This is a genomic window from Veillonella atypica KON, from assembly GCF_002959915.1.
Taxonomy (GTDB): domain Bacteria; phylum Bacillota; class Negativicutes; order Veillonellales; family Veillonellaceae; genus Veillonella; species Veillonella atypica.
This window is the reverse complement of the sequence record NZ_PPDE01000010.1, coordinates 26,907-51,985: the sequence shown is the minus strand read 5'-3', so window position 1 is coordinate 51,985 and position 25,079 is coordinate 26,907. Positions and strand designations below refer to the sequence as shown.

22 protein-coding genes and 1 tRNA gene are annotated in these 25,079 nt (G+C 38.2%); 21 read left to right on the top strand and 2 right to left on the bottom strand.

Annotation, left to right across the window (positions count from 1 at the left end; genetic code table 11):
- Nucleotides 1-28: 28 nt before the first annotated feature.
- From VAHSUH02_RS08845 to VAHSUH02_RS08820, 6 genes are all read left to right on the top strand, one after another.
- Complete coding sequence (locus tag VAHSUH02_RS08845) at nucleotides 29-1,027, top strand: carbohydrate kinase family protein (RefSeq protein WP_005382870.1); 999 nt, start codon at nucleotides 29-31, stop codon at nucleotides 1,025-1,027.
- 4 nt (nucleotides 1,028-1,031) lie between these two features.
- Nucleotides 1,032-2,393 (top strand): TrkH family potassium uptake protein, encoded by a 1,362-nt coding sequence (locus tag VAHSUH02_RS08840; protein WP_005382871.1) that lies wholly within the window; start codon nucleotides 1,032-1,034, stop codon nucleotides 2,391-2,393.
- Nucleotides 2,394-2,427: 34 nt separating this feature from the next.
- On the top strand, nucleotides 2,428-3,078 hold the full coding sequence (locus VAHSUH02_RS08835) for a potassium channel family protein (protein ID WP_005382873.1): 651 nt from the start codon (nucleotides 2,428-2,430) through the stop codon (nucleotides 3,076-3,078).
- A gap of 113 nt (nucleotides 3,079-3,191) precedes the next feature.
- Nucleotides 3,192-3,998, top strand: a complete 807-nt coding sequence (locus VAHSUH02_RS08830; protein WP_005382875.1) for a hypothetical protein — start codon at nucleotides 3,192-3,194, stop codon at nucleotides 3,996-3,998.
- Nucleotides 3,999-4,014: 16 nt separating this feature from the next.
- Nucleotides 4,015-5,106, top strand: coding sequence for an AAA family ATPase (locus VAHSUH02_RS08825; protein ID WP_005382876.1), 1,092 nt, complete (start codon nucleotides 4,015-4,017; stop codon nucleotides 5,104-5,106).
- A gap of 30 nt (nucleotides 5,107-5,136) precedes the next feature.
- Nucleotides 5,137-6,774, top strand: coding sequence for a vWA domain-containing protein (locus VAHSUH02_RS08820; RefSeq protein ID WP_005382879.1), 1,638 nt, complete (start codon nucleotides 5,137-5,139; stop codon nucleotides 6,772-6,774).
- 981 nt (nucleotides 6,775-7,755) lie between these two features.
- Here VAHSUH02_RS08820 and VAHSUH02_RS08815 read toward each other — a convergent pair.
- Nucleotides 7,756-8,433 carry a metal-dependent hydrolase gene (locus VAHSUH02_RS08815; protein ID WP_005382880.1) on the bottom strand — a complete coding sequence of 226 codons (678 nt, stop codon included), beginning with the start codon at nucleotides 8,431-8,433 and terminating at the stop codon, nucleotides 7,756-7,758.
- Nucleotides 8,434-8,538: 105 nt separating this feature from the next.
- Between VAHSUH02_RS08815 and moaC the strand changes: the two genes are divergently transcribed.
- From moaC to VAHSUH02_RS08755, 12 genes are all read left to right on the top strand, one after another.
- Entirely contained in the window at nucleotides 8,539-9,051 is a 513-nt protein-coding gene (gene moaC, locus VAHSUH02_RS08810; RefSeq protein ID WP_005382881.1) for a cyclic pyranopterin monophosphate synthase MoaC, read from the top strand.
- Nucleotides 9,052-9,163: 112 nt separating this feature from the next.
- Nucleotides 9,164-9,649, top strand: a complete 486-nt coding sequence (trmL, locus tag VAHSUH02_RS08805; RefSeq protein WP_005382882.1) for a tRNA (uridine(34)/cytosine(34)/5-carboxymethylaminomethyluridine(34)-2'-O)-methyltransferase TrmL — start codon at nucleotides 9,164-9,166, stop codon at nucleotides 9,647-9,649.
- Between the two features lie 67 nt (nucleotides 9,650-9,716).
- Nucleotides 9,717-10,085, top strand: coding sequence for a YlbF/YmcA family competence regulator (locus VAHSUH02_RS08800; protein ID WP_005378601.1), 369 nt, complete (start codon nucleotides 9,717-9,719; stop codon nucleotides 10,083-10,085).
- Nucleotides 10,057-10,989, top strand: a complete 933-nt coding sequence (murB, locus tag VAHSUH02_RS08795; protein ID WP_005382884.1) for a UDP-N-acetylmuramate dehydrogenase — start codon at nucleotides 10,057-10,059, stop codon at nucleotides 10,987-10,989. The genes VAHSUH02_RS08800 and murB overlap by 29 nt, the downstream gene beginning before the upstream one ends.
- Before the next feature lie 138 nt (nucleotides 10,990-11,127).
- Nucleotides 11,128-12,075, top strand: coding sequence for an epoxyqueuosine reductase (locus VAHSUH02_RS08790; protein WP_005382886.1), 948 nt, complete (start codon nucleotides 11,128-11,130; stop codon nucleotides 12,073-12,075).
- A 195-nt stretch (nucleotides 12,076-12,270) separates the two neighbouring features.
- Nucleotides 12,271-14,082 (top strand): translational GTPase TypA, encoded by a 1,812-nt coding sequence (typA, locus tag VAHSUH02_RS08785; protein WP_005382888.1) that lies wholly within the window; start codon nucleotides 12,271-12,273, stop codon nucleotides 14,080-14,082.
- A gap of 264 nt (nucleotides 14,083-14,346) precedes the next feature.
- A complete protein-coding gene (locus tag VAHSUH02_RS08780; RefSeq protein WP_038148716.1) occupies nucleotides 14,347-15,069 on the top strand; it encodes a DUF4198 domain-containing protein in 723 nt (240 codons plus the stop codon).
- A 150-nt stretch (nucleotides 15,070-15,219) separates the two neighbouring features.
- Nucleotides 15,220-17,466, top strand: coding sequence for an autotransporter family protein (locus VAHSUH02_RS08775; RefSeq protein ID WP_005382891.1), 2,247 nt, complete (start codon nucleotides 15,220-15,222; stop codon nucleotides 17,464-17,466).
- Between the two features lie 252 nt (nucleotides 17,467-17,718).
- Nucleotides 17,719-19,476 (top strand): DUF262 domain-containing protein, encoded by a 1,758-nt coding sequence (locus tag VAHSUH02_RS08770; protein ID WP_005382892.1) that lies wholly within the window; start codon nucleotides 17,719-17,721, stop codon nucleotides 19,474-19,476.
- Between the two features lie 279 nt (nucleotides 19,477-19,755).
- A complete protein-coding gene (locus tag VAHSUH02_RS08765) occupies nucleotides 19,756-20,391 on the top strand; it encodes a flavodoxin family protein (RefSeq protein WP_005382893.1) in 636 nt (211 codons plus the stop codon).
- Nucleotides 20,392-20,427: 36 nt separating this feature from the next.
- Entirely contained in the window at nucleotides 20,428-20,886 is a 459-nt protein-coding gene (locus tag VAHSUH02_RS08760; protein ID WP_038148718.1) for a low molecular weight protein-tyrosine-phosphatase, read from the top strand.
- A gap of 127 nt (nucleotides 20,887-21,013) precedes the next feature.
- Nucleotides 21,014-21,088 (top strand) — tRNA-Arg (locus VAHSUH02_RS08755).
- Nucleotides 21,089-21,135: 47 nt separating this feature from the next.
- Here the strand turns inward: VAHSUH02_RS08755 and VAHSUH02_RS08750 are convergent.
- Nucleotides 21,136-21,552, bottom strand: coding sequence for a hypothetical protein (locus VAHSUH02_RS08750; protein ID WP_005382895.1), 417 nt, complete (start codon nucleotides 21,550-21,552; stop codon nucleotides 21,136-21,138).
- Nucleotides 21,553-21,850: 298 nt separating this feature from the next.
- Here VAHSUH02_RS08750 and VAHSUH02_RS08745 point away from each other — a divergent pair, with 298 nt between their 5' ends.
- From VAHSUH02_RS08745 to VAHSUH02_RS08735, 3 genes are all read left to right on the top strand, one after another.
- Complete coding sequence (locus tag VAHSUH02_RS08745; RefSeq protein WP_005382896.1) at nucleotides 21,851-22,570, top strand: LemA family protein; 720 nt, start codon at nucleotides 21,851-21,853, stop codon at nucleotides 22,568-22,570.
- A 166-nt stretch (nucleotides 22,571-22,736) separates the two neighbouring features.
- A complete protein-coding gene (locus tag VAHSUH02_RS08740; RefSeq protein WP_005382897.1) occupies nucleotides 22,737-24,053 on the top strand; it encodes an RNA-binding domain-containing protein in 1,317 nt (438 codons plus the stop codon).
- Nucleotides 24,054-24,258: 205 nt separating this feature from the next.
- Entirely contained in the window at nucleotides 24,259-25,077 is an 819-nt protein-coding gene (locus tag VAHSUH02_RS08735; RefSeq protein WP_005382898.1) for a class I SAM-dependent methyltransferase, read from the top strand.
- The last annotated feature ends 2 nt before the right edge of the window (nucleotides 25,078-25,079 follow it).

Genomic DNA, 25,079 nt, shown 5'->3' with positions numbered 1-25,079 from the left:
TAGTTATACAAGGTATTAGGAGGTTAGTATGAATGCATTTCCTAACGAAGTGATAGATATAGTTGGTATTGGGGCTAGTACCTTAGATCGATTCATCGTGGTTGATCATTTTCCAACGGGGCGTGAGGTGCAAGAGGCCATCTCATCTACTACAGATGGCGGCGGGCCGGTAGCGACTGCACTAGCCACGGCTGGTAAATATGGATCTCGGACGGTAATGATTGACCGTATTGGGGATGATATGGTTGGACGCTATATTCTAGAGGACTTTCATAAATATAATGTCAATACAGAGGGCATCCAAGTTGATGCGGATGCTAAGAGTGGAACTGCAACGATTCTTGTGAAACAGAAGACAGGGGAACGCGCTGTATTTTTTGAACGATCTACAGCGTCTGATCCAGAGTTCTTAGACAAGTATCAGGGATTAATAGAAAATGCATCCATCGTGCATATCAATGGACGCCATCGCCATTTGATGCGTACCGCTATTGATATAGCGCGACAAAGTGGTACTATTATCTCTCTAGATGGGGGGGCTCAACGATACGATAATGATATGAGGCCAATTACCGAATCATCTCATGTCGTTATTGTGGCTCGCGACTATGCAGAAAAATATACAGGGGCTACTAATTTAGAAGAGGCATGTTACATTATTCATGACCGTGGTGCGTTAATAGCTGGTGTTACCGATGGGGCCAATGGCAGTTATTTTGTTTGGCCTGATGGAACGGCGTATCGCTGTCAACCATTCCCTCAAGCCAGTGTAGTAGATACGACTGGTGCTGGAGATAGTTTCCACGGTGCATTCTTATCGAAACTTGCTGTGTCGATTCGCCAAGAAAATGCATTATATGGTGAGTTTATAAAACCTATAGACATATTACAATCCTTAGATCATAAACAGTTAGAGTCTGCCGCTATTTTTGCGTCTGCTGTGTCTGCGCTCAATACACAGGGCATCGGTGGGCGTAGTGCGTTACCATCGTTAAAATCAGCATGCAACCTAGCTGGATTGGAGTAGACCTATGTGGCAAAAACATAAACCGCATCATATGCAACGATATATGCAACAGAATCCATATCGATTGCTAGCACTTAGCTTTTTAGCGGTCATGACGGTGGGAACTCTTCTTCTTATGTTGCCTATAGCGAGTACACAAGGACAAGGTACAACCCTTGTTGATGCAGCTTTCACTGCTGTATCTTGTGTATCCGTAACGGGACTCACTACTGTGGATACTTATTATCACTGGTCCTTGTTTGGTAAGATTGTTATGGTCATCCTTATCCAATTAGGTGGACTTGGCATTGTATGCTTTACAACCATTATTGCCGTACTATTGGGAAAACGGGTAGGCCTTAAGAATCGATTATTACTTTCAGAAGACGTAGGTCAAGATGGGATGGCGGGTCTTCTCCATGTAACGAAAAAATTAACTATTTATACATTAGCCATTGAATGTATAGGCGGAATTTTGTATGCTATTCAACTACATCCATATATAGGTGATGATTCGCTCTATATAGGATTTATGCAAGCCATTTCTACATTTTGTAATGCAGGATTTATATTTTTTGACAATAATCTGCCCTATAAAATGGTAGGTGATGTATTATTTAATATTAATACGATAGCCTTAATTATTATCGGTGGTTTTGGTTATTTAGCAGCTTTTGATATATGGTCCCATCGCAAGGTGAGACGCTTCGCAGATTTAAAACTGCATACCAAACTTATGCTTATCGGTACGACTCTATTGATTGTCCTAGGAGTTATTATATTCCTCGGTGTAGAATGGGCTAATCCTAAGACCCTTGGCCCTCTGCCTATGTGGGATAAGGTAATGGCTGCCATCTTTCAATCTGTAACACCACGTACAGCGGGGATAGCTACTGTCGATTATGGTCAACTGCATCCTATCACACTGTTTGTCAGTATTATCCTCATGTTTATTGGGGCAGGTCCAAACTCTACGGGCGGTGGTGTTAAAATCAGTACTGTTATGGTTGCCATCTTAGCATCGTGTACATTGTTCAACAACCGCTCAGACGTAGAGGTTTTCGGCCGACGCATATCTATGGTTACCGTTCTTAAGGCGAATGGGATTATATTCCTTTCCCTATTATTGGTATTGTTAGCTACGTGCTATTTAGCATGGGATGAGCCGTTCGATTTTATCCGATTGCTCTTTGAGGTTACGTCCGCATTTGGTACAGTGGGCCTTACGACGGGAATTACGCCTGATTTATCTGAAAGCAGTAAATGGGTTCTTATTTTGGTCATGTTTACAGGCCGTGTGGGTGTCATGACCGTCATTGGAACTTGGGCGTTACGGACAAAGCCGAATAAGCCGATTTCTTATGCAGAAGAGAATGTAATGTTATAACGATAGATGACAATACATCTAAAAGAGGTACATAATGAAACAAAAAACAATAGCTGTTATAGGTCTTGGTAGCTTCGGTACGACCGTTGCCAAGATGTTGGCATCCATGAATCATGAGGTGCTAGGCGTAGATATCAATCCAGATGTTGTACAAAAAATATCTCCCTATCTTACACATGCCATCGTAGCGGACACTACTGATGAAGAGGCGATTAAAGCATTGGCATTAAGTCAATTTGATATGGTCATTGTAGCCATTGGTGGCAATATCCAAGCTAATTTGATGACATCCATGCTTCTCAAGGAAATGCATATCCCTAAGGTTGTGTGTAAGGCAGAAAATAGCCTGCAAGGTAAAATGCTTAAAAAAATCGGCGTAGATCAGGTTATTTATCCTGAGTATGATATGGCGTTGCGACTTGTTCAATCGTTGACGAGAGAACATGTGATGGATTATTTACAACTATCCAAAAATATTAGTCTTATAGAAATAAAAATGCCTTCATTTATGGTTGGCACATGTTTGAAAGATTCCAATTTGCGTGAGAAATATAATCTTAATGCAGTAGGCATAAGACGCGGTGAGGATTTAGAAGTTCCACCAAACCCAATTACCATCCTCGGTGAAGATGATAAATTATTAGTTATTGGGAATAATTCTGATTTAGATTCATTAACAGTGTAGTAAGTATACGAAACAGATATAATTATATCGAAAAATTATGATACAATAGGAATAGAATTCAGTATAGGCCGTACGTATTCGTATGGCCTTTTTAGATAGAAAAGAAGGTTATTATGACAGAGGAACAATATATAACGGCTCTCAAAAACAATCCCCATGGCATACGCAATATCCCTAATCCTACAGAGGAAATGCAGTTAGTCTGTGTGGAACAGAATGGGATGCTATTACAGTACATTAAAAATCCTACTGATCGAGTGATTGAAACTGCGTTAGCACAGTCGCCACGAGCCATTCAATATGTGGACAATCCAAGTGACGAATTATTGATTTCATTAGTCAAACAAGATTGGGCGGTACTTGAGTATATTCAACATCCATCAGATGATGTGGTTCGCATTGCCTTAGACCAATCGGGCTGGGCCATTCGATATATTACAAATCCATCAGAGGAATTACAGTTAAGGGCTGTAGAAACACAATATGATGTATTGCAATATATTGCCAATCCATCAGAGCGGGTTCAAATGGCTGCTGTAAAATCTAATTATTTATCATTGCGCTATATCCAGAATCCGACATTGGACATTTTGAAAGCCGCCGTGTTACAAGATCCGCAGGCTATGCGTCAAATTACGAACCTAGATTTAGATACAGTGGTAGAGCTATTGAAGGTTTCTACATTGATACTTGGGTATGTACCGAAACAAATAGGCTTGACTGTCGATATGGTTCGACAAATTATAACTGAAATGATTGCAAATCCTGCTGTAGAAGATCGCTATGTGCGAGAAATCGTAAGCAATCCTGCCATTGGTGGACGCCAATCAACATGGCCCATCGATGTATTGTCATTAGTTGATGCATATGGATCTATAGAGGCAAAGAAAATTGCTATTGATCAGTATTTACTATATTAATTAAGAAGGAGTCATAATGAATTTTACAGATACAATGGCTAGTGTGGAATTGGTACTAGCCGCTAATCAAGTACCATTGCTCGTCGGTGAAACGGGGATTGGTAAAACATCGCTAGCAGCGCGCGTAGCAGAGTCTCATGATTGGGAACTCGTCACCATTGATGGCAATCTTTTAAAAGAAGGTGAAATAGGCGGTTTGCCTACGGTGGAAACTGTATCTCATAAAGATAGTAATGGGACGGTTAAAGAAATAAAGACCACCGTGTATGCCGTTCATCATACATTAGAACATGTATCAAGGGCTGTTAATGCAGGTCGACATGTGTTGCTGTTTATCGATGAAATCAATCGGGCAGAGCATGCGGTACAACAAGAGTTGATGAATTTGATTTTGAATCGAGAAATCAATGGATTTGCTTTGAGCGATGATGTGCGCATCATTGCGGCTATGAACCCAGAGGATTCCTTTGACTACCAAACGATTGATATGGATCCAGCCCAACAAAACCGTTTCGTATGGCTTTATATGGAAGCGGATTATATGCAGTGGATTGACTGGGCTATTTCTGTAGGCATTGAAGATAAGGTGGTGGAATTTATCTCCTCTTATCCAGATTATTTAAATCAACGTCATGAAGATGATATCGATGCGACACCGCGTTCCTTTGAACGGATATCTCATATTTATGATATCTATAAGGAAGGTGGTTATAGCCGTGAAGTATTCCAAAATGTTATCCGTGGTAATGTGGGTAAACTCATTGCGGAGGCCTTTGTTAATTTCGTTGAAACTGAACAAGAGCCATTGATTTCCTTTGATGATGTGTTAGAGGCTGTGCATAAACCGGGTGCCATTATGTCCTTGCAAGAACGTGTTAATGGTGAAAGTCCTACTCGCCTCTATGTTTCTGCGAAAAATATGTTGTATCGTTTGAATCGTAATAGTAATGCCGAAGAAGTTCATTACTTTATTGAGTTCATCACATTGTATCCAGGTGATTTGCGCATTGCTGTTATGAAAGATTTACGCAACGCATATGCTCATGTGTATAGCTATGCTATTGAGGATGAGCTCTTTATTGAAACGTTTTTTGAAGCCAATCGTTAATTGTGAAAGTGCATATGACAGGTAGAAATTATGAATCGAAATTTAGATAAAGACGATATTCGGGATGCGTCTGACCTGCTCACTCATATAGACGGATGGGAGAAGACTGGACGCTACGATGAAGAGGCTATCAAGGAACTCGATCGCTGGCATAGAAAGCGAAATCAGATTGCTCGTGATGCGGATGCTTTGTATGAGCAAGTATATGCGCGTTATCAAGCGTATGTAGATGAACATCCAGTGCATAAACAACAGGCAGAAGATATTGCTGTAGATATGGTAAATCACAATATGTCGGATAGTCATATTGGCACGATAGGCAAGGGATTAACGGAACTGTATGAGGGCGAAGGCACAGATCTCGATGTGTTGGCACAACACGTACTAGCCGATGGCTATGAACAACGGTTATGGCATATCTTGCATGATGTAAATAGTTTATTGCTTGACGAGGATCAATTCTTTGGCTATTTTTATCTACAAATGACGCATCGTGTACGCTTAGATATGACCAGCGCTTTTGGTGTTAACCTCAAACACGGTGGCTATGTGCTATACGTGAATCCTTTCATTATGTTACGACAACCGCCGGATGTTATGAAAGACGGCATTAAACGAGAAATATTACATGTCATATCCGCTCATTTGATGCGGGTCAAAGAACTTAGTCAACGGTTTAATAAAAAAGCTGTTCACATGGCTATGGACATGGTTGTCAATGATTATTTAGAACATGTTGACCGCGATGCTATAACCGTTGCCAATGTAAATGCAAGATATGGTCTTTTACTAAAGCGATTCCGTACTTTAGAATATTATGCAAAGGCCATTGATAAGGCAATGCAGGAAAAACCAGATCTTTTTATAGCTGTCGAGGATTCCAGTCAAATCATAGCAATGGAGTTTAATGCTGATTCAAGCCATGATATTTGGGATGAGTCCGATGCTATCGATACAGAGACGATGGATAAAATTACGGAACGCTATATTAACGAAGCATCAAAAGGGGATATGGAAGGCTATGTAAAAAGCCTTATCGATACATTCCAAAAAACGCGCCGTTCCTTGCCTTGGTATTTTTATCTTAAAAAGTTGATGGGTAAGGTGGCTAGCGGACATAAAAAAACGACGATGCGTCGCAATCGTCGTCAACCTGAGCGTCTGGAATTATCTGGCACATTACGTCAACATAAGGCGAATGTGTGGGTAGCCCTCGATATGAGCGGTAGCATTACAGATGCGGAATTTACCAATGCTTTAGAACAAGTATTACAAATCGTACATGCCTATAATCATCGCATTACCATTGTGGAATGTGATAACGAAGTACGTCGAACCTATACGATGGAATCCGTAAAAGATGTGAAACCACGACTCGATGTGCGTGGGTCAACAGCCTTTTCACCTGTATTTTCTCTAGCTAATCAACATCACGTAGATTTACTCGTATACTTTACGGATGGCAAAGGCGAAGACCGCCTTCGCGAAGCGCCAAAAGGCTACAAAGTACTTTGGGTCCTTACGGGCTCTGAACCTAAATTATCCTTGCATAATCCGCACGGCATAGTTCGTGAAATGGGTTATGTAGCCGTTGACGAAACACAAGACATTGACGAATTCGTGAGAATGAGCAGTCGGTCGGGGTTTTCCATGGCGAATCAAGAGTAATCATTGCTTAACAATCTTAACTAGACCATATTATTTACGGCAGAGGGAGGTGTGGGTGTCTAAAATCTTCCACCGGCTATTTCTTCCCCCCTTCGGGGCTCAGGCCAAAGTCAGATTTTAGACACCCACACCTCCCTTTTGAACGTAGATGATATTTGATCCATTAAGATTGTTAAGCAGCTGATTACTTCGGGCATAATAAAGAAAGGGCCAAAGTCAGATTTTAGTCACCCTCGTCCCCTTTCTGAACGTAGATGCTACCAAGCTTATTAAGATTGGTAAGTCATTGATTACATCGGGTAAAAAGAGAACGGGCCAAAGTCAGATTTTAGACACTCACACCTCCCTTTTGAACGTAGATGATATTTGCTCCATTAAGATTGTTAAGTAGCTGATCACTTCGGGCATAATAAAGAACGGGCCAAAGTCAGATTTTAGTCACCCTCGTCCCCTTTCTGAACGTAGATGCTACCTAGCTTATTAAGATTGTTAAGTCACTGATTACACTGGGGTTCTGGAATTAGAACAGGCCTGTTCTAATTTTAAAATGCATATATCAAGGGCGGGAAAGGTTAGATTTTAGACATCCGTTTCTCTCTTTGAGCGTAGGTGATACTTAATCAATTAAGATTGTTACGTTACTGATTACACTAGGGTTCTAGAATTAGAACAGGCCTGTTCTAATTTTAAAATACATATATCAAGGGCGGGGAAGGTTAGATTTTAGATGCCCCTATATCTTTTTTGAGTGTAAATACTATTTAATTTATTGAGAGTATGAAAGTATTCTTCTAATATAAAAGGACGCAATTGCGTCCTTTTTTGCACTTTATTGATTTATCTGTATTAGTTTTATAATAGATAAATTACCAAGGTGGAATGACAAAAATGGCCCCCAAACTCTGACTTTGGCCTGAGCCCGTAGGGCGAAGAACAAGCCGGTGGAGAAGTTTGGGGGCTGTTTTTGTCACAACGTTGTAATTAGTTATTTAAAACAATAGAAGAACCTGGATCGATAATAACCGCAGTTTGGTTGTATTTGCCTTCTACTAGGCTTGTGAATACAGCTGGTTCGCGGTCGATAACAGGCCATGTTTTGTAATGGATTGGGATAGAAATACGAGCTTTTACATAGCTAGCTGCAAGGGCTGCATCCTCGACGCCCATTGTGTAGTTATCGCCGATAGGGAGAAGTGCGTAGTCGATATCGCCAAAGCGGTTCAATAGTTTCATGTCGCTAAAGAGGGCGGTGTCGCCTGCAAAGTATACGATGTCGCCAAAGAAGTTGACGATGCAACCTGCTGCGTGACCACCTGGTACGCCAGCGCCATGGAATGCAGGAACGATACGAACGGAACCAAATTCAAAGTCATATTTGCCGCCAAGGTGCATCGCATGTGTACGGCAACCTGCAGCAGCTGCTTTGCCAGCAACTTCAGCTGTAGAGATTACGAGCGCATCGTTAGCTTTAGCGATGAACTCTGTGTCGCCGTAGTGATCATCGTGACCGTGGCTGACGAAGATGTATTGGCATTTAATATCTCCTTTTTTTGCGATGTCCCATGTATTGCCTGTTAAAAATGGGTCGAAAATCATGGATACGTCACCATTTGTTAACATAAAGCACGCATGGCCGAAATAAGTTAATTTTGTTTTCATAGGAACACTTCCTTCCTCATATATACTAATTTAATTATATTGTATAATAGAAATGGAAAAAGTAAAACTATTGATGTACATTTATACATAAAATAAGGAAATATTATGGAATTAACACATTTTGATGAACAAGGTAATGCGTGGATGGTGGATGTTTCGGGGAAGGACCATACGCATCGTATTGCGGTAGCAGAAGGTTTTATCGCTATCAATGATGCCATTTTTGAGCGCATTCAAGGTGGAACGATGAAGAAGGGGGATGTTTTATCCGTTGCTCAATTGGCTGCTATTATGGGGGCTAAGCAAACGAGTAATCTCATTCCGTTGTGCCATCCTTTGATGCTTACGAAGGTAGAGGTTCATTGTCACCTTGTTGATGGTGAAAGTTTAGCTTTCACAACGGATACACATAATAAAGCGGTTAAAATTACGGCTACGGTTAAGACGACGGGGCAAACCGGTGTAGAAATGGAGGCACTTACAGCCGTTCAAGTGGGCCTTCTTACGGTATACGATATGTGCAAGGCCATTGATAAAGGCATGATTATGGGGCCTACGTATCTCGTTGAAAAAGATGGGGGCAAGAGCGGCCATTTTATTCGAAGTAGCAGTAAATAATCTTAGTGGTGTAGTGCTATTTGTGTCCCACCTAGGAAAAATAGAATTCACTACTTGAATACGCACTTTAGATTAGGTAGAATAATATAGATATAAGAATAGAGGGAATAATATGGAAATTGTATTATATGAACCGGAGATTCCTGGTAATACCGGTAATATTGCACGCCTTTGTGCGGCAAACCATATGACCTTGCATCTCATCAAGCCATTGGGGTTTTCCATTGATGACAAGCACGTTAAACGGGCGGGCCTTGATTATTGGCATTTGGTAGATGTACAGGTTCATGAAAATATAGAAGAATTATATGCGAAATATCCTGATCGTCGTTATTTTTATGCTACTACAAAGGCAAAACATGTGCATTCAGATGTGAAATTTGAAATCGGTGATATGCTCGTGTTTGGTCCTGAAACTAGAGGTTTACCTGAAAGTTTATTAGAAGGTAATGAGGAAGCGTGCATTCGCATTCCTATGGTGGAAGAGGCGCGGTCTTTAAACCTTTCTAATTCTGTGGCTATTATTGCCTATGAGGCTATGCGTCAATTGGATTATCCAGATTTGAAAGAAGTTGGCAATTGGATTAGCCATAAGTAAAATAATGTATGATGTTCGTGAGACTTAGCTTTCACAAAGAATAGTGTATGCAATAGGGGGAATGAATATGAATTACGATAAAGCCCATGATTTAGCACACGCAATGCGTGAATCTGAAGAGTATAAAGAGTTGATGCAAGCGCAAGAGGCTGTGAAAGCTGACGCAGAAGCAACTGCATTGGTGCGCACATTTATGGCTCAACAAATGCAATGGGAATATGCTAAGTTATCTGGCGCGCCTGAAGCAGATGATTTGCAAAAGAAACAAGAGGAATTAATGCCTCAAATTCAAGCAAATACTGCAGCTGCTAATTATTTGCAAGCGCAAATGCGTTGGAGCCAAGTATCTAATGATATTTACAAAATCATTAGCGAACCAATCACTGAGGGGATGAAAGTGTTAGATCATGGGGAAAAACAACAACCACAACATTAAGGCTTTACAAACGGCTTTATTAGAAACATTACCAAGTACACGTGTACGGGAAGAGGAATATTTACGTCATCATACGACCTTTAAAATCGGCGGTCCTGCTGATTTGTTCGTTGAACCTACAACGATGGCTGAATTAAGCTTTGCGCTTCGCACCATTCACGAGTTTGATGTGCCTGTTACCATTATCGGTTGCGGATCCAATATTCTCGTGAAGGATGGTGGCATTCGCGGTGCTGTTGTATCTGTTCGACATATGACACAAATTATGGACTGCAATGATAACGTATTGTGTATCGGTTCTGGGTATATGTTGAAAGACGCTTCTGAGTTCGCCTGGGAAAATGGCTTGACTGGCCTTGAGTTTGCTATCGGTATTCCTGGCACATTAGGGGGTGCCGTATTTATGAATGCCGGGGCTTATGATGGGGAAATGAGCCATGTCGTTACAGCTGTTCGAGCTGTAGATTTTCAAGGCAATATTAAAGAATACGATGCATCGCATTTAGATTTTGCCTATCGTCATAGTATATTCCACGATAATCATGAGGTTATTGGTGAAGTGATTATGACACTTAAACCTGGAGATAAAGCTGCTATCAAGGCACGCATGGATGAGCTTACAGAGAAACGCGAGTCCAAACAGCCTTTAGAATTTGCTAGTGCTGGATCCACCTTTAAACGCCCACCAGGGTATTTTGCAGGAACCTTGATTGAACAAACAGGCCTTAAGGGCTTATCCGTAGGAGATGCGCAAGTGTCTCATAAGCATGCGGGCTTTGTTATCAATACAGGCAGTGCTAGTGCGAAGGATGTACTCGATTTAATTGCTGAAGTACAACGTCGCGTATATGACCAACATGGTGTGCATCTTGAACCCGAAGTACGTATGATTGGTGAAGATTAATACAAAAAATACTCATACAAGATTTCTTATGAACCGTTATCCTTTTTTAGGTATGATGAATTCATAAGAAATCTTTTTTTATAGTCTGTAAAAGAGTATGATAACTATATAGTTAATCTATGTTTAGGAGGCGATGATATGAATATTTTGTTGGCCCAGGAGATTCATGATAAAGCGCTAGCATGTGGCTATGATAGTTGTGGTATAGTGCCTCTTGATGCACTTGATTTTTATAAAGACCGGTTAACGAAGCGTTTAAAAGATGTACCTGAAAGTGAAGATGTATATGCTCATAGTAAAGACTTTCTAGCATTAAAAGATAATTATCCTTGGGCACAATCTATAGTAGTTTGCACCGAGTATTTTGGAAATTATAAGTTTCCTGTGTCGCTGCAGAAGCGATATGCAAAAGGCTTACTATTATCATTAGCCAATATCCCAGATGGTGTTGAAGCCAAACGAAGACGATCTTTTGAAACGTGGTTGCATAGTAAGAATATCCAATGTATTGGCGGTGAAACAGCAAGGCCTGCAGGGGTTGTTCCGCTACGCCCCGCTTCCGTAGCAGCAGGACTTGGCATTTATAGGAAAAATAATTTCTTTTATGGCCCTAAAGGTTCTAATTATGAATTGGTAGCCTATTTAATAGATAAGTCTTGTGAGTATATTCAGCATCTAGAGATACCACCATGTCCAGATACTTGCGATTTATGTCAGCAAGGGTGTAAAACGAAATCTTTATCTGCACCGTTTACAATGAACCCATTAACCTGTGTATCTTTTATCAATACCTTTGGTGATGGTAATTTGCCAGAAGGTGTAACAGAGGATATGTTGGAAGAGTGGATTATAGGTTGTGATAATTGCCAAGACTCGTGCCCATTTAATAAGAATCATGATTGGAGCGTCGGGAAAGACTATCCTGGACTTGATGAATTGGAACCTATACTACAGCCAGAATTTATTTTGAAAGCCTCTGATGAAGAGATTATAGAACAGATGATTCCTAAATTCTGTTTTCATTTAACGAATGAACAAATTCCATTGTTGCGTAAATCTGCTAAGCGCGTGATAGAGCGTAAATAAGTCTTTGGTTTAAGATGAGTCAAAAGTATAATCAAATGTTGAAATTGCCATGATTAGAATAGGCGTCTGTTTTGACTTTTTTCTATAGACTGCGTTATAATTAAGTGTTGCCAATTTTGGGAATATACCTATATAGCGACTTTCACAAGCGTTATATGATATAGAATATACTGAAGGAATTAAAGGGAGGATCTTATGATTCGCGAAAATCTTCGTAATGTAGCGATTATCGCCCACGTTGACCATGGTAAAACTACTTTGGTGGACGCATTATTAAAACAAAGCCATGTGTTCCGTGAAAATGAAAAGGTAGCAGAACGCGTAATGGACTCCAATGATTTGGAACGTGAACGTGGTATTACTATCTTGTCTAAAAACACTGCAGTTATGCATGATGGCATCAAAATCAACATCGTTGATACTCCAGGCCATGCTGACTTCGGCGGCGAAGTAGAACGTGTACTTAACATGGTTGATGGCGTATTGCTTCTCGTAGATGCTTACGAAGGTCCAATGCCTCAAACTAAATACGTTTTGCGTAAAGCATTAGAACAAAAATTGAAACCAATCGTAGTTATCAACAAAATCGACCGTCCTGACCAACGTGTTAAAGAGGTTGAAGATGAAGTTCTTGAATTGTTCATGGAACTTGAAGCTGATGATGACCAACTCGATTTCCCTGTAGTATACGCATCTGCTCGTGCTGGTGTGGCTAAAACTAACTGGGATGACGAAGCAGTAAATATGGAACCATTATTTGAAACCTTGATTAAAGAAATTCCTGCACCACAAGGTGATTTGGAAGGTCCTCTTCAATTCATGGTTACTACACTTGATTACGATAACTTCATCGGTAAAATCGCAGTAGGCCGTATCGTTCGCGGTAAAATGAAACCTAATCAACAAGTGGCTATCATGACTGGTGAAAGCACTCGTAAAGCGAAAATTGGCCGCGTATATACATACAATGGCTTGAACCGTGTTGAAACTGACGAAGCACAAATGGGTGATATCATTGCATTCGCTGGTATCGACGATATCAATATCGGCGAAACTGTAGCAGATGCTGAAAATCCTGAAGCATTGCCATCCATCTCCATCGACGAACCAACATTGTCCATGGTATTCTCCGTAAACAATTCTCCGTTCGCAGGTCGCGAAGGTGAATTCGTTACATCCCGTCACTTACGTGATCGTTTATTCCGCGAAGTAGAAACTAACGTTTCTATGAAGGTAGAAGAAACTGATTCTGCCGATGCTTTCAAAGTATCTGGCCGTGGCGAATTGCATTTGGCTGTATTGATTGAAACTATGCGTCGTGAAGGTTATGAATTACAAGTAGGTAAACCTCGCGTAATTTTCAAAACTATTAACGACAAATTGTGCGAACCATTAGAAGCTTTGACTATCGACGTACCTCAAGAATTCATGGGTACTGTAATGGAAAATCTTGGTCAACGTAAAGCTGAATTGACTAACATGGTTGAGTTAGCTGGTTACCTTCGCATGGAATTCGTAATTCCTGCACGTGGTTTGATCGGTTTCCGTGCACAATTCTTAACAGCTACAAAAGGTAATGGTATCATGAACCATGTATTCCATGGTTATGCACCATACAAAGGTGAAATTCCTTCCCGTACACGCGGTGCCTTGGTAGCATTTGAAAATGGCGAAACTACACCATATGGCTTGAACTCTGTTCAAGATCGCGGTACATTGTTTGTTGGTCCTAACCAAGACGTGTACGCAGGTCAAGTTATCGGTGAAAACACTCGTGAACTTGATATGGATGTTAACCCATGTAAGAAAAAACACGTTACTAACATGCGTTCTAGCTCCTCTGATGAAGCAGTTCGCTTGACTCCACCTCGTATCTTCTCCTTGGAACAAGCTCTTGAGTGGATCAACGATGACGAACTTGTTGAAGTAACACCTGAAAGCATTCGTATGCGTAAAACAATCCTTGATCGTGCTGCACGTGCGAAAGCTGCAAAAAATAAAAAATAATATCTATACAAGATATATGAAAACGACACTCCTGGTGAGTGTCGTTTTTGTATTTTTATAAGATTTAGGTATTCCTATTTATTATATACATATGAAAATTAGATGATAAATTTATCATTTATGATAGATAAGCATAGTAATGCCTATATATATAAAGTATGCATAATAGCTTGATTATACGGGTATAGGTATATACGAAACCTCCATAAATTTGTATAATAATAGCAAGTTTGTTGATATAAGTTATTGATTATGGAGGTTTTTATGAATAAGAAATTATTAGCATCCTTATTTGCTGTAGGTTTGGCTGCAGGTTTTGTATGCTCTTCCGTTGACGCTCATGGTGTATTCTTTGCTAACCGTACCGATGAAAAAGCCCTTGTTCTTGGTGAAGGCCCTGTAGATAATGCCTATAGTGCAGATATGGTGAAAAATATTACTGGCTATGATGTTCAAGGTAAACAAATTCCAGTACAAGTTGTTAAACATGAAAAAAATGTAGCTATTGTTCCACCAGCAGATCTTGGTGTTACAGTAACTAATTTTGACTATGGCTACTGGACTAAAACTAAAGATGGCAAAATGATTCATAAACCAATTACAGAAGTACCAGGTGCTGTTAAGAGTACACATGCTATCAAATATGATGTTCACTATTGGAATGCACAAGCAAAACCTTTCGTAGATAAAGATGCATTTATCCAAATTATTCCATCTGTTAACCCATTAACACTTAGAAAAGGCGATACTTATGAAATTCAAGTATTGAAAGATGGCAAACCTTATGCAAATGCACCTCTTATTAAAGATTTAATAAATGATTTGACTGGTGAATCTAAAGCTGATGAAAACGGTAAAGCTACTGTAGCTGTTACAGCAGATGGCTTAAATGTAGTAGGTGTTGAAGTTGCATTCCCTACACAAAATAAAGGGGAACAAAATAAATACTTTAGTGCATTGTCATTCCTTATTTCTCCTGAAGAATAATAATTAGTATTTTCTAGTACTTACCGAGTGTGTGAGTTAATAAAAGCCCTCCTAAGTTGGACTTAGGGGGCTTTCTATGTTTTTGAGAGTATATAAATCAGTCTGTTGAGAGTGTAAATTAAGACTGGCTAAGAAAGAAGAGAGAACTTTATGAAATTATATCGTCATGTATCGGCAGTCATGGCTGCTTTAGTGTTAACAGGTTTATCTTATTCTGCTGGGGCTACTGATATTAATGTATCAAGTGATAAAGCAGAAGAATTACTTGGTTTATCCATGGGGTCCCCTACACAAACGCAACCAGAGGTTAAGCATTTTGAAGATACATTAACTGTTAATGTACATGGTAAAAGCTTGACCGATGCAGGTAAAAGTAAAAATGTAACAGGTATCTATAATGGATTTGGATCCCAGTTAACGGTAGATAAGGATTTAGTGGTTCGTCTTAAAAATGATGCGCCTGCTTCTAAACGAGAATTGGGTCATTATTATATGAGTGCTGTTTATGCTGGTTACGGCGGTAAGGTACCACGTCTTAGCAAGGATAATCCGGACCGAGATTTTGGGGATACTAATATTCATGTTAAAGGCAATGTAGATATTGATGCTATCGGCTCTGGTTTACAAGTCAATCAACGAGGTCATATCCTTGTTGATGGAGGCGGTAAGATTATCACGCATCCTGTAGAAACATCTGATACCTATTCTGTAGTAGCAGAAGAAGGGGATGTATATGTTAATGCAGGCGCTGATGGCAAACATCCAGGTACTAAGGACCTAGTTGCTGTTGGTAATGTGGGCCTTATCAACAAGGACTATGGCCGTGATCCAAATCATAATGTTGAACCAACTAATATAGCACTGGCTTTCACAACACCTAACTCTAGCCTTACCGGTGCTGTTTTGAATGAATATGCTGAAAGCAATAAAAATCCACATAATTCTGGCGCGGATATTTATCTACAAAATGGGGCTACTTGGAATAATGAATGGATTGGTATGGAACGACCTACTCCTAAAAAAGAACGTCCTTCTGGGGATAATGCGGCGTACCTATATAAGGGGAGTAAAGTACGTAATCTCGTAGGTGGGGCGAACCCAACTGCGGCAGGTATTATCCACCCTATCGATGCACGTCCAATTACCATTCAAAATTATAGCGGCTTTGTGAATGCCGATTATAAGGCTGGTGTACCAGCTAGTGAAGACGGTAAGGGGCAAATCATTATCCAACATGCAGCTGACAATAGCCATGTAATGGTGCAAGGGGATAGTGCAAAAAATCTAACTGATGATGCAAGTTACCGTACGGAAATGCAAGCATTGGCAAATAAATTGCAATATACTGGAAATGATAAAAAATTAGCTACCGCAGTTCAAATCAATGAAGGCATAACACGCCCTGCAGCTGTTGCAGAACTTGGTACAGATGCGTTTGATGCGCAAGGTAATCTCGTTGTAGGTAATACGACGACTGTTAAACACGCTGGGGAATCTTCGTTGGTAAGCGGTACTAAATCCGCTCTTGCATCTACGGCTATGGCATGGCGTAATAATACAAACGATTTACAACGCCGTTTAGGCGACCTTCGTTTAACTAATACAGATCAAGGTGTATGGGCTAAATATATTGGTGGTAAATCAAAGATTACAGATGGCGCTGATGCTCGTATGACCTATAATGGCGTTCAAGTTGGTTACGACCATAAGGTATCGAATGGCTGGATTTTTGGTGGTGCCCTAGATTACAGTACATCTAGCAATTCCTACGCCGTTGGCAGTGGGGATGGTAAAATCGGTGGTATTGCACTATATGGCACAAAACAACATGATGATGGTCGTTACCTAGACATTATCGCTCGTGGAAACCGTTTATCCAATAATTACAAACTTTATTCGGTAGGTGGACAACGTGTGAACGGTGATTACCACACATTTGGCACATCCTTGAGTGCTGAATACGGTAAGCGCATTAAGAAACAAAATGGCTTCTACATCGACCCTAGCGTAGAATTCATCGTAGGTCGTTTGAATGGCGTATCCTATGATGCTAATATTGCCGGTGGTGGCTCCATGCATGTGAAAGCTGACGGCGTTAACTCCGCCGTGGGTAGATTAGGCTTTGGTATTGGTAAAGAAACAGAAAAATCCAATATCTTTGCAAAACTTGCATTGGCTCATGAATTTGCTGGTAAGATGAACACAACCTATTCCGCACCTGGCAATCCAACAGTAAAAACGGAACTCGATTTGAAAGATACTTGGCTCGATGCCGAAATCGGTGGCTCCTGGAGCGTTCGTCCTAGTACATACCTATATGGCACATTTACGAAAAACTTTGGTGCTACTATAGATAATACATGGCGTATCGATGCGGGGGTACGACATAATTTCTAGTTGAATAAATAGAGTTGCTCTATAAGTTCTATCTCTATTTTCTTGTTTAGAGAAATTAAGTTACAATTTTTGGGAATGAATTTGGTATATTACCGGATTCATTCCTTTTTTTTATTGATGTTATAAATAAGAATTTTGGTCGTAGTAATATCTAAAATGTAAATAAGATGAATTTTTTCGTATTTTGGAGTACAATAAATGAAACGTTATATTTTATATTGGGGAAAGTATATATAATAAAGGGGAAATATTATGAAAGCTTTGGATTCAGAGCTGACCAAATTTTTAAGTACGGAAGCACAATTTTCTGTTCCTATTTATCAGCGTAAATATAGTTGGAAAAAAGAAAATTGTTTGAAGTTATTGGACGATATAATAAAAGTTGCAAATGATGAAGGCAGACCTTGTCATTTTATTGGTTCTGTATTATATCTTGCAAAAGATAGTTCAATGCATGCATCAGCTGTTAAAGAATATTTAGTGATTGATGGTCAACAGCGGCTTACAACTATTTCGATTTTATTATTAGCTTTAGGTGATTATACAGCTTTAAAGTTTAAGAATAATTTAGAGGAGTATAAAAAAGCAGCAACTAATCTTGATAAGATTTCTCGAAAGTATTTGCTGAATGAGGATGAAGCTGGAGAGCTATATTACAAAGTTAAGTTAAATAAGGAAGACTCTTATGCTTGGAAAAAATTAATTAATAATAGAGAAAAACCAGATGATATTGATAAGAGTAAAATTTTTGATAATTATAATGTCATATTGGGGGAATTTTGCAAGCAAGGAGTAGATCCACAAGTTGTATATAATGGTATAAAGAAGTTGCGGCTAGTAGATATATGCATTTTGCCAGAAGATAATGCTCAATTGGTTTTTGAGACTGTAAATAGTACAGGACTGCCTCTTTCAGTCGCAGATAAAATTAGAAATTTTTTGTTAATGACGGTAAGCTCAGATAAGCAGGAAGCACTTTATAATAATTACTGGCATCCCATGGAAATAGAACTTGATATGCAATTTGGGGATACGACTCAATTTGAAAAATTTTTTAATTACTATATGACGTCTGTATTACAAAAAACCTTAACAGGTGATTATTATGATATTTTCAAAAATTATTATTATAAATATAAACGTGAAAAAACTACAACAATAAATAGTTCTGTAGTAATTACAGACGAATTAGTAAAAGAGATATATAAATATTCGAAATATTATAAAGCATGGCTAGATGCATCTGAAACAGGTGATAAAATTCAAAAGGCTTTATATGATGTAAGGCGTACAGGCCAGTTGAAAATCACCTCTGTGATTTTAAAACTTCTTGCAGACAGAGATAATAAGTTGATAACAGAAGAAGATTTATTAGTAATTTTAAAAATTATTGAATCTTATTGGATGCGTAGAACAATTTGTGCCCTACCAACAAACACTGCTGGACCAGTTTGTATTTCAATGTTAAAGAGTTTATATGAAACTAATAAGGTGGAGTCGTTTAAAAAGAATTTAAAAGAGTTAACTTGGCCACAAAGAGTGCCTGAGGATAGTGAAATTAAAGAAACGCTTAAGACTTTAAAAATATATTCATTGAATTCAACTAGAACTAAGATGTTATTGGATAAAATTGAAAATAGTATGGGAAAGGAACATATAAATACTAATGAATATACAATTGAACATATTATGCCTCAAAGTCTATCTAAAACTTGGAAACAAAAATTAGGCAGTGAATATAAGGAGGTTCATGAAAAATACTTGCATACAATTGGTAATCTAACACTTACTGGTTATAATTCAGAATATCAGAATAAATATTTTATTGATAAATTAGACTGTAAAGATAAACAGGGAAATAATATAGGTTACAGGCATACTCCAATCAAAATTAGTCATAGTCTAATTAAATATAATCAATGGGGTGAAAAAGAAATATTAGCAAGAACTAATCAATTGGTGAACAAATTGATAGAAATATGGGAATACCCTATTTCAAAAGATGAGTAAGATTTTATTAATTAGTTATTATTTTGCTGTGAAGAGAGAAACATCGACTAGTTGTAAACTAGTCGATGTTTCTCTTATCTACAAAAGATATCAGTAATTATTTACTAGAAAGTACTAGGGCTATATTTTACGGCGATAATGTGTAATTATATCTTCTTTAATTCTGAAAAGAGGATTCGGGCATCTAAATCTATTAATTTAACAAATTCACATTTCTATGCTAATATATAAAAACTAGAGCTTATACAATTTTTTAAGTAAAAATTAGGAGAATAGAATATGAAAGTTTTGATCGTAAATGGTAGTAGCCATGTAAATGGTACGACTATGCAAGCTATACAAGAGGTACAAAAGGTATTCAGCGAAGCCAATGTAGAGACAGAGGTCATTCAGCTTGGCAATAAGCCTATTCGTGATTGTATTCAATGTGGATATTGTTTTGAACATGGCGAATGTGTATTTAAAGATGATGATGTAAATGCCTTCGTAGAAAAAGCGAAAGATGTAGATGGTTTTATCTTTGCAACACCTGTATACTATGCACATCCAAGTGGTCGTATTTTATCCTTTTTAGATCGTGTATTTTTCAGTGCAGAAAATGTAACACCAAATCCATTTGCCTTTAAACCAGGTGCATCCATTGCGGTAGCTCGTCGTGGTGGCACAACGGCATCCTTTGATGTGCTTAATAAATATTTTGGTATTTCTCAAATGCCAATTGCAGGCTCTACGTATTGGAATATTAGCCACGGCCTAGTAGCAGAGGATGCTAAGCAAGATGAAGAAGGCATGCAAACCATGCGTAACTTGGCTCGTAATATGATTTGGATGATGCGTAGTTTTGCGGTAGCTAAGGAGCAAGGTGTGCCATATCCAGATACAGAGAAAAATGTATCTACGAACTTTGTACGTTAATAATTCGACACTTGGTGTGGTGTTAAAGGAGATATAATGGTTAATGTTTTATTTATCTGTCACGGAAATATTTGTCGTTCTACGATGGCAGAGTTTTATATGAAGCATATCGTTAACGAGGCAGGTTTGACTGATTCTATTTATATCGAATCTGCTGCCACATCTCGTGAGGAGATAGGAAATGATACCCATTATGGGACTAAACAAAAATTAGATGAAATGGGTATTCCTTATACTCGTCGTAAGGCTCGCCAAGTGACTGTAGATGATTACCATACATTTGATTACCTCATCATCATGGATGAAAATAATGCACGAAACTTACGTCGTATTATCGGTGATGATGTGGATCATAAGGTGCATAAGGCTATGACCTTTGTTGGTGAAAGCCGAGATGTAAAGGATCCTTGGTATACGGGGAACTTTGACGAAACCTATGATGATGTCAGTCGTAGCTGTGATGCACTCTTACAGGTCATTAAAAAGAATATGTAAAATAATACGCCTCTATTATTATTTCATCGATTAGCTAATGATAGGGGCGTATGTTATATGTCCTTGTGCTAATATACTTTATACTATCGAAGCATGCTGTAATATGGTATAATTCTTTAGTACACATGCGCCTATAGCTCAGGGGATAGAGCGCCGGTCTCCGGAACCGGGTGCGCAGGTTCGAATCCTGCTAGGCGCACCAATAGCTAACGGCTTCTCGAAATTTCGAGAAGCCGTTTTTATATGTTACTATCTATATTTATTACACTGGATTCCTCTGGATCTAAATTCCTTCATGAGTATGTCTATTGATTTATCAATAATTTCTTCGTTAGATATATATACCATTTTTTTGTAATAGACAGTACCATCAAATTCTATCCAACGGCTTGTCTTACCATTTATTTTGCAAATCTTCATTCTCCCGGCCCAACTTCCCATGCTGCGGAATTTTTTCCCTTTAGAGAAACGCACTTCGCGAATATCTTTTAATTTATAGGTTCTTCTTACTAAACCAATGCCTATAGAGACTTGATCATCTTTAAAATAGAGAAGTTTATAACGTTCTTCAGGCGGCATGGATTTAATCATAGATAAGTTATAAGTAGCAAATGTCACGGCAATAGCAACTAATACAAACATTAGGATTAGTATATAAGTTCCCATATTTTCAAGTCCTCCTTTTCTTTATTATAATAAATATAAGTGGTGTACGAAATAATTTTTATCGTTAACATTGAAGCGATATTTGTATGTATTAATAGGAGAAAAATGAATGGACATACATGAACGTACTACTAAATGGAGTAAAGGTATATCTGAAATGTATTCTATAGTTTGCACTTCATGAATGAAATTTCATATCAGTTATATATTTGATATGGTATAATGTTGCCAAATTATTCATGTTGTTCATATTAGTTTGGTTTTCATTATAGTATTACAGATATGGAGAGAGGATTATATGAGTTCATTAATATTTCTGCTGATATTAGCATTGGTAATTTTCTTTATTAAGCAATATAATACATTGCAAAAATTAACTGTAGAGATTAAAGAAGCTCGTGCTAATATTATCGTAGCCTATGAGAAAAAGGTAGCTATTATCAATCAATACTCTGGGTTAGTTGATGAATATGGCGATTATGAGAAATCTATTCAATTAAAGGTGTCTGATAATTTCTTGGAAATGGCACGTGCAACGGCTAAGGCTGTTCAAAATATTACGGCGTTAGCTAATCAATTCCCAGAGTTAAAAGCCGATAGTCAATATGGTAAATTTTTAGAAGCGATTAGTGAAAATGAAACTTTCATTTCTAATAAACGAGAAATCTATAACTTCCAAGTTAAAGAATACAACAGTGCTATTGCGCAAATTCCAATGGTATTCGTAGCTGCTATGTTAGGCTTTAAACAAGCGCCTTTCTTTGATCCTAAGAATGAAGAAGCTCTTGCAGCATTCAGCGGTGCAGATCCTGAAGCTATCAAAAATTTAGCTAAAGAAGGTACTGATAAACTTAGAGATACATTCGATAAGAAACCTGCTGAATTTAAACCTCAAGAAAAACCTGAACAATCTGAACAACCAACTAGTGTAGAAGAATTAGAACAACAAGTTTTAAAACAAAATGAGCTTGGTAAATCTGTAGATACAGAAGAAACTAAGCAAGATGATAAAAAATAAATTATCTAACTATAAGGGACTATACCTTATGCAAATATATTGCATGTGGGTATAGTCCCTTTTGATGATTATGGGGAAATAATGAAATATATTGTTTTCTAATCATTAAAATAGTACAATGTGATTAGATTAGATTAGATTAGATTAGATTAGAAAGGAGGCTTTTATGTATAAAGAATCGGAAATAATAGAATTTAAAAGAGAATATACAGCGGATATTCGTAAGGAGATTATTGCCTTTGCTAATACTAATGGTGGTACTATTTATGTTGGTATTGATGATAATGGCGATATTGTAGGTATAGATGATTGTGATGCTCTTATGTTGAAAATAGGTAATTTAGTGCGAGATTCCATTAAGCCAGATATTACTGCATTTATTCATTACGATAATTTGGTAGAGCATGATAAAAATATATTAAAAATTACAGTCCAACGTGGCACGTTAAGACCTTATTATATTCATAGTAAGGGATTAAAACCTAGTGGTGTATATGTGCGACAAGGTTTCGCCTCTGTGCCAGCTAGTGATATGTTAATTAAGGATATGATTCGCGATACTGACGGAGATAGTTACGAAAGTGCTAGATCCTTACAACAAAAATTAACATTTAAACGGTTAAAACATGAATTTGATGATAAAACTCTAGCCTTTAATGATCCGCAAAAAAGAACCTTAGGAATTACTGAATTTGATGATATTTATACCAATCTGGGGTTACTATTGTCTGATCAATGTCCTCATGAGTTGAAAATTGCAGTATTTCAGGGAACCGATGGATATATTTTTAGAGATAGGCGTGAAATCAGAGGGGCCTTATTAGATCAATTATATGAAGCGTACGAGTATATAGATAATCGAAATGCAGTTAAAGCCACTATTGAAGGGCTTCATAGAAAGGATAAACGAGATTATCCACAGATTGCTATTCGTGAAGCATTATTAAATATGCTAGTTCATAGAGATTATTCATATATGGCCAGTCCAACCATAGGCATATATGATAATCGTATTGAGTTTACATCGCTTGGCGGTTTGCCACCTAGAACTAGTTTAGACGATATTTTATTAGATGGGTTTTCATTGTGCCGGAATCCCAAATTAGCTAATGTATTTTATCGGTTAGAATTAATTGAAGCCTATGGGACAGGCTTACAAAAAATTATGGATGCCTATAAAAATAAAACAGTTAAACCTCAAATTATTGTGACTACTAATGCATTTAAATTAATATTACCAAATTGCAATATCGATGAGCCTATATCTGAACACAATGTACCTAAAATTAGCTATCAGCAAGAAGAGCAGATCATTAATCTAGTTCGTGATTGTGGAAGCATTAAACGGAGTGATGTTGATACAGAATTAAAAGTAGCACAGGCCACGAGCGGTAGAGTGTTACGACGATTAGTGGAGAAGGGGCGACTTAAACAGATTGGCAAGGGACGTTCTATACGATATATTTTATCCGATACAATGTAAATATATAGAATAGGATATTCGATACTTTAGATAATATATGTAAATGTGACTATAGTAACACAAATTTTATTGAGAATAATATACAATGAAAATATAGTATCCATATACAAAATTTGAACTGCCTATTTGGAATGATAGGGCCATATGGATATTGTGTTAACTATATTTACAGTCACATATACAGTATCATAGTAGAGGATATAATATGAATAATACAATACAAGAAGTATCCGTTGATCTCCATGATTGGCGCGATGAACAAGCGGCCTGGAATAATCGATCTAAATTTTTCGTAGAACTACATAATCGAGCAGATCGTAAGGCACAGGTAACTGACTTTCTCTCATTTTTAAAGGACGAACATCTATTACCTTCAGCTGGTGGTACCGCTCTCGACATTGGTTGTGGTGTTGGTGATTATGCACTTGGATTAGCTAGAGAAGGTTACAAAACTACGGGAATTGATTTGTCCGATGGCATGATTCATGGTGCAAAACAACTGGCAGATAAAGAAGGCCTTGATGTGAGCCTATATATTGCACCATGGTCTGAAGAAACTAGGCAGAAATTAGGCTGGGATAAATCCTTTGATTTGGCGTATAGTATTTTTTGTCCTATCATGTTTGATGTAGAGAATATACGGGCCATGCATGATGCAAGCCATGATACATGTCTATGGATTGCGTTTAGTGAACGTATGGATGAAACGGTAGATATGTTGTCAGAACATTTCTTCGGACGAGATTCATTTCCGTGGGCTGGTAAGATGAAAGCATGTTTAGATGCCATTCATGAGATAGGTCATAATGTGAAAGTTACGTATAAAACTGTACCCGAAACAGAGGTTATGAGCCTTGATAAAGCGGTAGATTATTTCACGATGCGTCTCCACAATAATGAGTGGGGCACCATGGAAGATATGAAGCGAGAAATTAGACAACTCATTGAACCGCGTGCTATTGATGGTAAAATTCATAATAAGACAGTGGATACGGTTGCATGGGTATCTTGGTCGGTTAAATAGGA